General features: G+C 39.1%; 12 protein-coding genes. 8 read left to right on the forward strand and 4 right to left on the reverse strand.

Going from position 1 to position 13,444, the window contains the following annotated elements:
- Positions 1-24: 24 nt before the first annotated feature.
- Positions 25-2,559, reverse strand: a complete 2,535-nt coding sequence (gene mprF / locus ACVWM0_RS02185) for a bifunctional lysylphosphatidylglycerol flippase/synthetase MprF (protein ID WP_476473017.1) — start codon at positions 2,557-2,559, stop codon at positions 25-27.
- Between the two features lie 98 nt (positions 2,560-2,657).
- Positions 2,658-3,896 (reverse strand): aminopeptidase, encoded by a 1,239-nt coding sequence (locus tag ACVWM0_RS02190; RefSeq protein WP_476473018.1) that lies wholly within the window; start codon positions 3,894-3,896, stop codon positions 2,658-2,660.
- Between the two features lie 249 nt (positions 3,897-4,145).
- On the opposite strand from ACVWM0_RS02190, the gene ACVWM0_RS02195 reads away from it, so the two are divergent.
- Positions 4,146-4,718 (forward strand): TetR/AcrR family transcriptional regulator, encoded by a 573-nt coding sequence (locus ACVWM0_RS02195; protein ID WP_476473019.1) that lies wholly within the window; start codon positions 4,146-4,148, stop codon positions 4,716-4,718.
- A 53-nt stretch (positions 4,719-4,771) separates the two neighbouring features.
- Here the strand turns inward: ACVWM0_RS02195 and ACVWM0_RS02200 are convergent, their stop codons facing one another.
- Positions 4,772-5,218: a flavodoxin gene (locus ACVWM0_RS02200; RefSeq protein ID WP_476473020.1), complete on the reverse strand. Its 447-nt coding sequence runs from the start codon at positions 5,216-5,218 to the stop codon at positions 4,772-4,774.
- Positions 5,219-5,367: 149 nt separating this feature from the next.
- Here ACVWM0_RS02200 and map point away from each other — a divergent pair, with 149 nt between their 5' ends.
- Entirely contained in the window at positions 5,368-6,120 is a 753-nt protein-coding gene (gene map / locus ACVWM0_RS02205) for a type I methionyl aminopeptidase (protein ID WP_476473021.1), read from the forward strand.
- 15 nt (positions 6,121-6,135) lie between these two features.
- Positions 6,136-7,083, forward strand: a complete 948-nt coding sequence (locus ACVWM0_RS02210; RefSeq protein ID WP_476473022.1) for a YihY/virulence factor BrkB family protein — start codon at positions 6,136-6,138, stop codon at positions 7,081-7,083.
- 4 nt (positions 7,084-7,087) lie between these two features.
- Here ACVWM0_RS02210 and ACVWM0_RS02215 read toward each other — a convergent pair whose 3' ends face one another.
- The gene (locus tag ACVWM0_RS02215; RefSeq protein WP_476473023.1) at positions 7,088-8,224 is read right to left on the reverse strand and encodes a glycosyltransferase family 4 protein; all 1,137 of its coding nucleotides are present in this window, start codon (positions 8,222-8,224) and stop codon (positions 7,088-7,090) included.
- Positions 8,225-8,398: 174 nt separating this feature from the next.
- Between ACVWM0_RS02215 and ACVWM0_RS02220 the strand changes: the two genes are divergently transcribed.
- From ACVWM0_RS02220 to ACVWM0_RS02240, 5 genes are all read left to right on the forward strand, one after another.
- On the forward strand, positions 8,399-9,535 hold the full coding sequence (locus tag ACVWM0_RS02220; protein ID WP_476473024.1) for an LCP family protein: 1,137 nt from the start codon (positions 8,399-8,401) through the stop codon (positions 9,533-9,535).
- Positions 9,536-9,725: 190 nt separating this feature from the next.
- Complete coding sequence (locus tag ACVWM0_RS02225) at positions 9,726-10,751, forward strand: ABC transporter ATP-binding protein (protein ID WP_476473640.1); 1,026 nt, start codon at positions 9,726-9,728, stop codon at positions 10,749-10,751.
- A complete protein-coding gene (locus ACVWM0_RS02230) occupies positions 10,744-11,868 on the forward strand; it encodes a CDP-glycerol glycerophosphotransferase family protein (protein WP_476473025.1) in 1,125 nt (374 codons plus the stop codon). The genes ACVWM0_RS02225 and ACVWM0_RS02230 overlap by 8 nt, the downstream gene beginning before the upstream one ends.
- Positions 11,868-12,611, forward strand: coding sequence for a WecB/TagA/CpsF family glycosyltransferase (locus ACVWM0_RS02235; protein WP_476473026.1), 744 nt, complete (start codon positions 11,868-11,870; stop codon positions 12,609-12,611). Before ACVWM0_RS02230 ends, ACVWM0_RS02235 begins: the two co-directional genes overlap by 1 nt.
- Positions 12,612-12,625: 14 nt before the next feature.
- Positions 12,626-13,444, forward strand: coding sequence for an ABC transporter permease (locus ACVWM0_RS02240; protein ID WP_476473027.1), 819 nt, complete (start codon positions 12,626-12,628; stop codon positions 13,442-13,444).

Here is a 13,444-nt window from a genome sequence, read left to right on the forward strand (position 1 = left end):
TGACTTGGGTTGGCTTTTCTTTGGTTAAGATGTGCTTTGTTTGTTGTCGACTACGAGTAAACTTAGCATCACATAAGGCAGGAATGCTTTTCGGGAATAGGCAGTATAACGGGGATGCCAAGAAGAAGCGTATTTTTCTTTATAGGCTCTAAGTCCTTTAAAAGAGTAAAAATGATTCCCAAATCGGTAAATCATGTAGGCCATACGTTCTTGTTTGAAGCTATGGCGAGACGTTCCAACGTTTGAAAAGGGAGCCATCCCTAAGTTAAAGGTCTCGTAGGCTTCTTGTTGAAGGTCTTGAAACAGTGAGAGGAATAGAAAATCCATTACCCCACTTGGAGCTGACTTAGCGTAGCGCATTAAGTCGATGGAAATCATCTCTTTGGTGTACGTTGGCATCACATTAGAGAAGGCGATAATCTGTGAGTCCTTGTCACGAACCACCGCAATTGGCGCAAGTTGTAAGTAGTCTTCTGAGAAAAAGCCTAAAGAAAACCCTTTTTCTCCACGACCATTGAGCCAGTCTGAAGAGATGCTCTCTAAGTGTTGAAGCATTTCTTTAGAAAACGGTGGGTGAATCATATCAAAGGTGTATCCGTCTTTTGTAAAATGGTTGATCACGTTACGTTCTGATTTGTGTTTTTTCCCCGTTAAAGAAAAAGCAGTTAAATCCACATGGGCTTCTTCCCCCATCTTGATAAAATCAAATCCCGCATCATGAACCATCATAACCATCTCTTGAGAAATCTCGTAGAATACAGGAGAGTACCCATAGAGATCACACTCTTCAATAAAATGGGCCAAAAGAGAGCCAAAGTCTTCTTGGTTCCCATTAGGATCTCCCATCACAAGGCACTTATTGTTGTGTGTGGTAAATTGTAAAAAGGCAGTCGCTTCATTCTCTGAATTGTGATAATAATACACTTGTTTATCACCAAGAAAAACCAATTGACTGTCCACATTTCCCCCATAAGTTGTCAAAACAGACATGGCTTTCTCTTTGTCCAACTCTTCTCCTAATCGGTAGGTATCATGACTGAAATACTTAATCGCAAGAACCATCATGCACGCGATAATAAGTAAGGCCATTAGCCCAACTAACCAGAGCATTTCAGAAGGGAAGATAAAGAAAGAAGGCAAGGGCCGTTTGTGATGAATAGTAGGTAAATTAATCACCCCAACAGCTAAGTAAAGCAACCCAAGACCTAAAAAGACAGCGCCATCTTTGGACATCATTTCAAAAGAATACACCAGTTGATGACGATAAAGTTCTTCTTTTGACAAAAAGACCACAGTTATTAAAACAAGTAAAAAGAGAATCACGAGCCAATTAGCACTCTTATAAAAAGCGTAGGCCAATGTCACCCCAAGTAACCCCAAGGTAGGGACGTAAGCCCGTTTGACTTTGGCTGCTAATCCGCGTCCCATGATAAGGAGTGAGAACCCTAATAAAAGAGTGAAAAAGTTGGACAAGAAAGGCAAATACAAAGGATCCAGAGAAGCCAACCAAGAATGCTTAGCAAAAGCTTCTGGAATCGTTGCAGACAAGACCACGATAATTCCCACAAAGTACATCAAAAAGACAATGATTTTGTGAGAAATTTCGCTCGTCAATTGGAAAGGAACTCCTTCAAACCGCTTGTTTAACTTAGCACCCGTGGTTTTGCCAAAGATAATCAGGCCGATAATAAAAGGCACAAGATAATAGAACAAACGGTACACAAGTAACCAAGCGACTACTTGTTCTCGTTGTAAGCCTAAGGCACTTAATCCAATAATCATCATCAAATCAAAGGACCCTAATTCACCTGGAATCATGGAAACAATGCCGATGACGGTAGCGGCGATAAATAAAGGCAAGACGTGAAGGGGATCAAAAGAGATGCCCATTAAGTAACCGATAAGTAAAAAGCTACCAACAACCCCTGACCATTCAAAGAAAGAGGTCAAGATAAGTAAGCTGCGTGTCTTTTGAGACAAGCCACCAACAAAGCCTGTTTTACGAACCAGAGATACCAATAAAACAATTGGAAAATACAAACTCCCTCCAACAAGCCATAACCAGTATTGCTGTAAGTAAGGGGTGTGTGGCGGAAGTAACAACAAGAGAAGCCCAAAGAAACTATAGATGGACAACCCTGACATAAGCAGTAACAGAATGTTAGACAAGGCTTTTGCCACATCTTTTCCGTCCTTTTCTTTGCCGTAAATTTCAGAGCGCAAGCCCATGCTCACTAAGCCTCCGAAACCAACGATGTTATTCATGGTATTGATCATCCAGCTTGACTCTAACAAGGTCCGCCTATCAATGTCACTATCAATCATCTTAACGAGAATGATGTCGTAACCAAGCATAGGTGTGACCGCAATAAGTCCGGTTAAAGCAATCAACACAATCTTTAGAGGTGGGATGTTGACTAAGATACCATTCAGCTCGGCAAAAGAAATAGATTTGCCAATAGTAAAAAGTTCATAGACTACTAAAATAACAACAGATATAACAAACAGTGTTTTAAGATAAGGGGCATATTTTTTCCCCCAGTGTTTTAACGTGTCCATAATAACCTCCTAAGTAAGATACATTCATCATACTGTATTTAGCCAGAAAGAAAAAGGAAGACACCACTCAATTTAGAGGGTGTCTTCCTTTGTTAGTATTATGCCCATTCTCCGTTACGGAAGATAGGAACGATGGTACCGTCCGCTTTGATGCCGTCGATGTTCATTTCTTTTGAACCAATCATAAAATCAACATGTGTTTGGCTACGGTTTAAGCCAACTTCAGCTAATTCTTCTTCAGTCATCTCTGTTCCACCTTTAACATTAAACGCATAAGCCGAACCTAAAGCTAAATGATTCGATGCATTTTCGTCAAATAACGTGTTGTAGAAAGTAATCCCTGATTGTGAAATAGGCGAGCTGTCTGGAACTAAGGCAACTTCACCTAGGCTTTTAGCCCCTTCATCTGTTTCGATTAATTTTTTAAGAACGTCTTCGCCTTTTTCAGCAGATACCGCTACTACGCGACCTTTTTCAAAAGTGAAGCTCATGCCTTCAATGGTTGTCCCAGCATAACTTAATGGTTTTGTACTTGCTACAACCCCATCAATCCGGCGGTTATCAGGTGCAGTGAAGACTTCTTCTGTTGGCATGTTTGCCATAAAACGCTCACCACGAACGTTTAAGCTACCAGCACCTTCCCAGTGATGTCCCACAGGTAACCCAATAACTAAGTCAGTACCAGGTGCTGTGTAGTGCAATGAATCAAGCTGTAAATCATTTAATTCGTTGGCTTTTGTTTCTAATAGATTATCATGTGCATGCCAAGCAGCTACAGGATCTGCCTCATACATTCTAGTTGCTTTAAAGATAGCATCCCATAAAGCGTCTTGTTGTTCTTCTGCTGTTTCTAAGTTAGGGAAGACCTTTTTAGACCAGGCTTCACCAGCAGCAGCGGCTACTAACCAGCTGACTTTGTTAGCTTGTGTAGCTTGACGTAAGGCCATCATTGCTTTACCAGAAGCTGATTGGTAAGCTGCGATGCGGTCAGAATCAACTCCAGCATAAGCGTCAGGGTCTTGAGAAACGATGGCAATACGGCTAGCACCTTTGGCAACCCAGTCGTTTACCTCATCTACTTTGTATTGAGGAATATCTGTTAACACGTCCTCACTAGCATTTAGGAACATCTCACGGCTAACAATGTCATCAGTCCATTGAACGATGACTTGCTTGGCACCAAGCTTGTAAGCTTCTTTGGTAATCAAGCGAGCTAGTTTAGCTTGCTCCACTTGGATTTGTAAAACCACGGTATGTGATTCTTGAACATTAACGCCGATTTTGACAATTAGTTCTGCGTATTTTTTTAATAACGCATCAAAGTTTGGTAAAGTCATATGATGAACTCCTTCAAATAAATATTTTATTTTCAATCTTAGCATAGGAATAAGCTTTAAGCAACATAACGATTGTTCATGAATGGTAGGTTGATTTTCATAAAATATAGTTAAAAATGACAAAAAAGTTGTAAAAAAACTTTTGTTCACCTTAAAATCGTGATACAATACACCTAAAGTGACCCGTAGATTATGAACATATTAAGGTTATTTTTCACTATAAATTTGTTTGAAAGGGGCAAATGACCAATGGCTAGAAGAAAAACGATTACAAGAGACCATATCCTCAATGCTGCTTACGAAGTGGTATCCACAGAGGGATTTACAGGTTTTACAGCCCGTAATATTGCCAGTAAAATGAAAAGTTCCACTCAGCCAATATACTTAGAATTTAAAAACATGGATGACTTAAGAAACGCTTTCTTTGATAAAGTAGAAGAGTATTTAAGAGACTCAGTCTTTGACAAAGAAGTATCTGGAGATCCTATTATTGATGTTGTCATCAATTTTGTTGAATTTGCTAAGAATAACAAAACCTTCTTTAGAGCACTATTTATCGAAGACCATGTAGGCGGAGAAAAAGTTAACCAGTTCAGTATTGATATTTTTTATAGTAAGATTGAAGGACACGACGTTTATGATAATTTGTCAGACACTCAAAAAGAAACCTTGTTCACTAGTATTTGGATACTAGCAACTGGTTTATCTTCTTTAGCGGCTTCAGAGCGTATTTATCCAACAGAAGCAGAAATTGTTGCGATCACTAAGCTAACACTGAAATCACTTAAGAACAATCCTAATTTTACTATTACTAGAAAATAGTAAAAAGGACAGGTTATGTTCATAAACCTGTCCTTTTCTTATGGCGTCAATCCTTAGTTTTCGTGGTTCTCTACCAGGGTTTTAGCAAATGCTTCTAAGGCGACAATATCGTCCTCTTCTGCAGCTAATTCAACTTTTACTGAGTCGCATCCTTTCGTCGCGCCTGTTTTAGCGAAGACGGTATCAAAGTCGTCCACACATTTACAGAAGTAGTCATAGAAAGAATCCCCTGAACCGACAACACCGTAAGTTTTACCAGTGAGATCAAGTTCTTCTAACTCTTCGTAGAAATCAACAATTTCATCTGGAAGATGTCCATCGTCATAGGTATAGCAAGCGACGATACAAATGTCAGCCTCTAAAAAGTCTGCCGCATCTACCTGTGTGCATTCTTCAATTTCAACGTCTAATGCTAACTCTTCTAAAGCTTCAGCTACAATATCAGCAATTTCTTCCGTATTGCCAGTTAAACTCGCGTAAACAATTTTTGCAAGTGTCATGTTAGTGTGATTCCCTTCTATTAATAAAGATATAGAAATTATAACAAATTAAGCCAAAATATCAATGTTTCGCGATTTTGGATGATTTGGAGCTTTCAGTGGTTTGTGCTAAAATAAGAATGCCAAATTAGAGAAGGAGAGCGAAGAGAATGATTACATTAAAATCAGCAAGAGAAATCGAAAGGATGCAAGAATCAGGGGCGTTATTAGCTCATGTTCATGAGTCATTAAGATCGTTTATTAAACCAGGTATCACAAGCTGGGATATTGAAGTATTTGTTCGTAACATCATCGAATCAAACGGTGGGATTGCGGCACAAATTGGGTTTGAAGGGTACGAATACGCAACGTGTTGTAGTATCAATGACGAAATTTGTCATGGCTTCCCACGTAAAGAAAAATTAAAAGACGGAGACCTAATCAAAGTGGATATGTGTATCGACTTAAAGGGTGCAATGTCTGATTCATGTTGGTCATATGTGGTAGGTAAATCAACACCTGAAATTGACCGATTGATGGAAGTAACAAAAAATGCTTTATACATTGGTATCGAACAAGCGCAAGTAGGGAACCGCGTAGGCGACATTGGTCATGCCATTCAAACCTATGTAGAGAGTCAAGATTTAAGTGTGGTACGTGACTTTATCGGACATGGTATTGGACCAACGATTCACGAAGCACCAGGCGTTCCTCATTACGGTGAGCCAGGAAAAGGCACACGATTAAAAGAAGGAATGGTTATTACCATTGAACCGATGGTAAACACAGGAACATGGAATGTGAAGATGGATGATAACGGCTGGACAGCCCGTACGTTTGATGGAGGATTAAGTTGCCAATATGAGCACACGTTAGCCATCACGAAAGACGGTCCTAAAATCCTGACGTTACAGGCAGACTAATAGGAGCTTATAAAGATGGAAGTAAGAGAAACAAGAAGTAAAGATAACCGGAACGTATTTAAGGTTTTTTTGGAGACCTTTGTCGAATCAGAAGTGAATATTTATTCGATTGTGGTCACTTATTACCTATTGCTTTCTTTTTTTCCATTATTGATTGCTCTAGGGAACATTCTTCCTTACCTCAATTTGAATGACCAAAACATATTACCTTATATTGAGGAGTTTTTGCCACCTGATATTTTTAATATGTTAAAAGAAACCATCGCTAACCTGTTAAACAATAGTAGTGGTAGTTTACTTTCTATCTCGGCAATTGGTACATTTTGGGCAGTGAGTAAAGGGATTAACGGGATTCAAATCAGTTTGAATAAAGCGTATGGATTGAAGAAAGAAAAAATGCAGTTTATGAAACGCCTGTTTTCTTTCTTTATGGTCTTCCTCTTGATGATAACAATCGTTCTTTTAATTGTGATTATGGGATTTGGCCAAATGATACTGGAATACTTATTACCAATATTGGGCTTGCCTAATACTATTCTAAGCACGTTCCAAACCTTGAAGTGGCCGTTAACCTCGTCTATTTTATTTGTCATTATGCTGACGATTTACTACTTTGTATCAGGGGCTAAGATTCATTTTAGAACCATTATACCAGGCAGTATTTTTACAACCTTGAGTTGGATGGCTGTGACACAATTTTTTAGTTTATATATCACTTATTTCTCTAAAGGGATTAATAGTTACGGGATTATTGGAAGTTTCATCCTCTTTATCTTTTGGCTAAACGTCGCCTCCCGCTTAATTATCATTGGAGGAGTCATTAATGTGACCATGGAGAAATATTATTACGGTAAAATTATTCCTAGAAAGAGTCATATCACCAATTATCTGGAAACTCAGATTGTGAAAAACGGTGAAAGTCGTAAGAGTCGAAGAGAAGATAAAAAAAAGAACAAACGTTAGAATATTAACGTTTGTTCTTTTTTTCTTTGCGTTCTTTGATGCGTTGATCTCGGTAAGCTTTATTACCTAAGAACTTGAAGGAATCTAGGAGAGGTTGGTTCTCTACTCCGGTGAGTCCGATTAATTCAATAAATATTTGTAGTCCGAATAGACAAGCGATAGAGAGTAAAATTGTCGCCCAAGTATTCGTAAACATGTACAGTAGAGCAATGAGTGAAAAAATCATGGCCATACCATAAATCGTTAATACCGCCCCGCGGTGTGTGAACCCTAGGGAAATTAAGCGGTGATGTAAATGCATCTTATCTGCTGATGAGATGGGTTTTTTATTTAGAGTTCGTCTAATCATTGCGAATAACGTATCCGTAATTGGTACCCCTAAAATGATAAGCGGTGTAATCAAAGAAATCACCGTCGCATTTTTTAGACCCTGGATGGAAAGAACGGAAATCATAAAGCCTAAAAATAAGGCACCAGTATCGCCAAGATAAAGTTTGGCAGGGTAGAAATTAAAGGGAAAGAAGCCAATAGCACTCATAAGTAAGATGAAAATCGCTAAAGGTACTTGAATCTTAACGGCACCAGTAGAACTACCGATGTAGCCAATAATACCAATAGTGGACAAAGCAATGATAGAGATACCAGAAGCTAAACCATCCAAGCCATCGATTAAATTAACCGCATTAGTAAGCCCCACAATCCAAAGAATCGTAATAGGATAGCTAAGCCAGGTTAATGGGATATGACCGATGTAGGGGAGGGTTATACTTTGAACCGTAATATCAAAAACAAAACAGACATAAAGAGCTGCTAGTACTACGCCTATTAGTTTTTGTCTTGGAGATATTTCGAAAATATCATCAATTAATCCTGTGATAACCACGATGCCAGAAGAAATAACTAAGTGTAGAGCAAAGTTAAAAGGCATGACATCAGGAAATAAGACCAAAATACTAAAAGAAAAGGCAATGTAAATCGCTAAGCCCCCAGCTGTTGGCATAGGGGTTTTATTAATACGTCGTTTGCTAGGCTGATCCACAGCGTTAATTTTAAAAGCAAGTTTTCTTATTAATGGAGTGAGTAGAAAGGCTAGTATCATCGTAATGATTAGGCGAAAGGCTATTTCAAAAATGAAATCCATATCGATACCTACTTTCATAATTCAAACATATTATACATGAGTTGTACGTGGGTTACAATCGAGAATTAGTGCACAAATCATTAAGATAGTTTAAAAAATTTTGAAATCATGACTTTGAAAGAGTTGCTGTGTTATAATATCAAGGAATAATTGATAGTATAGGAGTATGTCCCTTTGAAAAAGAAAAAAAGCAATAAAAACCAAGAGAGAGACCAAGAATTGGCACCTTCAAACTTGCGTCGATCTCGCAAACAAGATAAGACGAAAGGCAAAAAAGCATTTGGTATTGCTTGGAGAACGTTGGTCTTAGGTTTATCGTTAGCTGTGTTAGGGGTTGTTGGTTATGGAGTGAAAGCCATGCTTGATGCCAATGAATTTTTAAACAATTCGTACCAACCAAGAAACTCAAGCAGTGTGGCAAACGAAAAAATTGATGTGCAAAAAGACCCGATATCTGTATTAGTATTAGGGCTTGATGACAACAGTGAACGCGACTTAGGTAGTGCTCGGACGGACTCAATGCTATTACTGACGATTGACCCAACGGATGAGTTAGTCAATATTGTCAGCATACCAAGAGACACATACACTGATATAAAATCCAAAGAATACGTTGGTAAAGACAAGATTAATGCCGCCTTTTCACACGGTGGGGTTGATTCAACCATTGACGCAGTAGAAAGCTTGATTAATGTCCCGATTAATTATTATGCAACGGTGGATTTTAGAGCATTCGAAGACATAGTCAATGCCGTGGGTGGCGTTGAGATTGATGTGCCATTTACCCTGACAGAACAAAACGCTCAGGGCAAAAAAGTGGTAGAACTAAAAGAAGGGCGACACACCTTAAACGGGGAAGAAGCTCTTGCTTTCTCTCGAACACGTTACATTGATAATGACATTGAACGTGGGAAGAGACAGCAACAAGTATTAGAAGCCGTGGCAAAAAAAGCCATGAGTATTGGCACGATTGCAAAGTATAAGAGCATATTAAATGCCTTAGATGGTCACATTCAAACAGACATGCCATCGAACAAGATTTTGTCAGTGGCCCAATCAGGTTTAACTAAAGATTATCGCTTTGAATCGTATGCGTTTGAATGGATGAGTTATGACTACGCTCCTTTTGGGGAAACAATGAGTATGGTCGGTCTTTACGAAGACAGCATTGATTATATTTCTCATAAATTGCGTGTGTCATTACGTCTAGATGTGCCCGATGAACGAGATGAACCAGGGTATGAGTTTGTGACAGACGGTATCGTATCGCCTAAGACCTATCCAATGGACGGCATGGCTTACGAAAACTAAGAAGAAGCAACCAAGATAAAAGGGAAGGGAGTTTGTTCCTTTCCCTTTTTTAGAAGATAAAAAAGGAAAAAATCCTTCAAATTTTGATAAATGGTGTGATTTAGTGTAAAATCTCTATGAGGTTTCAACGACACTTAGAATAGGATGGTTTAAAGTGAAACAAGACAAAAAAGTGAAAGTACAACTTTCCATGCTAACCAAAGAATATGACTTATATAAAAAGAAATCAGATAAAATCAAGGCATTGTTCAAGTTCTCGGAACGCAACGTGCCACATTTTTGGGGATTAAAAGGCATTGATTTAACCGTATATGAAGGCGAAGCTGTAGGGCTGATTGGGATCAATGGTTCAGGTAAATCTACCTTATCTAATATCCTAGCAGGGATTATCCCACAAACCACAGGAGAGATGATGATTGACGGGGATACGTCGATTATTGCGATTGGTGCAGGACTTAAGAATCAACTAACAGGTCTCGAAAACATTCGCCTAAAATGCCTGATGAGTGGTTTTACCAATGAGCAAATTGACGACATGATGGATGATATCATTGCTTTCGCCGATTTAGGTGAGTTTATTGATCAACCAGTGAAGAACTATTCTAGTGGGATGCGTTCTCGTTTAGGGTTCTCGATTGCTGTCCATCATAACCCGGATGTGCTGATTATTGATGAGGCTTTATCTGTTGGGGATGACACGTTTTATCAAAAATGTGTGGACCGCATTCTGCAATTTAAATCAGAAGGCAAAACAATTTTCTTCGTGTCCCATTCCTTACCGCAAATTGAGAAGTTATGTGACAAAGTGGCGTGGATTCATTACGGTGAATTAAGAGAATACGGCACAACAGAAGAAGTAGTCAAAAATTATAAAGCCTTCATCAAATGGTTCCGTGGTCAAAGTGCCACAGAAAAAGAAGCTTATCAAGACGACTACAAAGGACGTCAACGTAACTTTGATCATGATAAATTAAAAGAAGTAGCGATGGAAAAAGGCCACGATGCGTCGGTCTTAAAAGGACCAGAAATCGACCGCATGGATTTGTTTACTAAAGTAATGCTTCTAGCCATTGTGGCTGGACTCTTTGTTTTTGGTGGCATTCATTTGAGTGGTCGGTCATTTAAGTCCTACATTAGCCAAGAGGCACAAATACAATCCGTAGTCAAAGCACAGGAAGATATTAAGCATGTGACTTATAGGCTAAGAGATGCTTAAAAGTTATCTAAAGAAAGTATACGATGCTTACGTTGGTAAGTTATCTAAAAAGTACGCCAAACATAGCACTGAGACAGTGGTTTATTTGCTAAGTTTTCCAAACAACGATCAGGGGCTTATCAACAAGCTAGACAAGGCTTTTGAACTGACGGTGTGTTATACCGAACAGTGCAAAAAAGAAGCCAAAACATTAGAACAACAAGGCGTTAGGGTTATCCCTTTGTTTGGGTTTCACTCATTCAAAAAGAGCATCAAAGCAGTCACACAAAGTAGACTGGTTATCTGTGATAATTATTTTCCTTTTTTAGGAGAATTAGCACCTGTTAATCGTCGTGAGATTATTCAGTTGTGGCACGCTACAGGCGCAATTAAACAATTTGGTTACGAAGATAAGACCGCGCAAGAGCGTCCAGAAGCCGATCAAGAAAGATTCAGACGTGTGTATGATTCCTTTGACTACTATATTGTGGGCTCGGCTCACATGGCAGATGTCTTCAAAAGAAGTTACGGTGCCAGAGAAAAGCAAATGCTGTACCTAGGTTTTCCAAGGACAGATACTCTTGTGACACAAGTAGAGAAAGAAGCAGAAACAAAAAAAGTCATTCTTTACTTGCCAACGTACCGAGAAGACAACCAAGAACAGACCAAAGAGGCTCTGGATATAAAAGAGATGAACGAAAGATTAGGTAAGGATTACCGGTTGATAGTGAAGTATCATCCTCATATGACTGGCATAGACAAAGTGGAAGGATTGGATGACTTTGTGACGTATGTGGATCAAGAGATGTCCTCAGACCAGTTAATCCAGCGAGCAGATGTCCTCATTACGGATTATTCTTCCACAGCCTTTGATTATGCTTTGGTTCATCCAGAAGGCACGTTGGTGTTTTTCTGGCCAGACGAAGCCGATTACCGCGCAACTAAGGGCATTCAACCTGGCATTGAAACAACGTTCCAAAGAGAAGTCTGCCACACAACAGAAGAGGTCATTCAAGCAATGACCACAGAGGCAGAAGGCGGGTTGGAAGCTTTTAACGCCCATTGGAATACCTACAATGACGGAAATGCTACGGAACGTGTGGTAGAGACGTTACAAAAGATAATGGATGGTAAATAATGACAACGAACAAAGAAGAAGTAATTTTAGATGTACCTGTGGATATTTTGACCATGGAAGAGATTGTTTCTGACATGGGGACTTATTTTGAGACAGGTCAAAAAATGACCCTTACAAGTGTTAACCCACAAATTTTACTGATGGCTCAAAAAAACGCTGACGTGAAAGATTACTTAGTTCATTCAAGTCACCGTTTTGCTGATGGGATTGGTTTGATTAAGTTATCTAAGTGGACAAAAGGACAGCTCACACAACGCATTGCAGGCATTGACGTGATGGAAGAAGCCTTGGCTTTTGCTGATGCTCATCAGAAACGTATTTTTTTATACGGAGCTAAGCCTGAAGTGGTGGCACTAGCAGCTGAAAACATTCAGAAGAAGTACCCTAATTTACATCTTGCCGGTTACGTGGATGGTTACACCCAACGAACAGGGGAAGAGATTGTGGCACAAGTGAATGACACACGCGCCGACATGGTCTTTGTCGCACTTGGCTCACCTAAGCAGGAGAACTGGCTAAGTACTCACATAGAAGACATGACTGCTACGGTGTACCAAACCATTGGTGGTAGCTTAGATGTGATGAGTGGGACCGTTAAACGTGCCCCAGACTTATTTATTAAAACAAACTTAGAATGGTTGTACCGTTCGTTTAGTAATCCAAAAAGAATGAACCGAATTTTCCAAGTACCAGAATTCATTGTGAAGGCCTTGTATTGGAATATTAGTAATCGGAACAAATAAGGAGAGTTTATACCGTGAAAGCCGTACAAACAGTTATATCAGAACAGTTTAAAAACTTTGGTATCATTCGCCGTATTTCAAAATACGAAGAACGAGCAACGTACCAAAGTCATTATCTAGGACTTGTTTGGCAATTTTTAAACCCAGCCATTCAAATCGGAATTTATTACTTAGTGTTTGGACTTGGGGTCCAAAAGGGACGCGAGATGGACGGAGTGCCTTTCATCGTATGGATGTTAATCGGGATCATTGCGTGGTTCTTCATTAACAGTTCTATTCTAGGTGGGTCTAACAGTATCTACAAACAAATAGGGATGGTTTCAAAAATGAAATTCCCTGTGAGTATCTTACCTAGTGTGAATCTATCCAGTAACTTTGTTAGTTACCGTGCCATGATGTTGCTTTTAGTGACCGTTATGTTTTTCTTTGGGATTTACCCAACGATTTATTGGATACAGTATTTCTATTACTTTATCTGTATGATTGCGTTCCTATTTGCCTTTGGTATTTTCAACTCAACGATTACCGTTTTAGTTCGTGACTACCACATCATGTTACAGTCAATCTTAAGATTATTGTTTTATTTATCAGGCGCAATTTGGAACTTCGAAAAAATGTTCGCTGGAACAAAACACGTGTGGTTCATCCGCTTATTAGAACTTAACCCAATTTATTACATTATCAATGGCTTTAGGGATTCTTTCCTATCGAAACAATGGTTCTGGGAAAAAGGAACACAAACCTTATTCTTCTGGTTAATTGTGGGCTTATTGATAACTGTCGGCTCTCACATTCATATGAAATTTAGAGCCCGATTTGTAGACTTTATTTAA

The sequence above is a fragment of the Vagococcus sp. 211 genome (assembly GCF_056322705.1).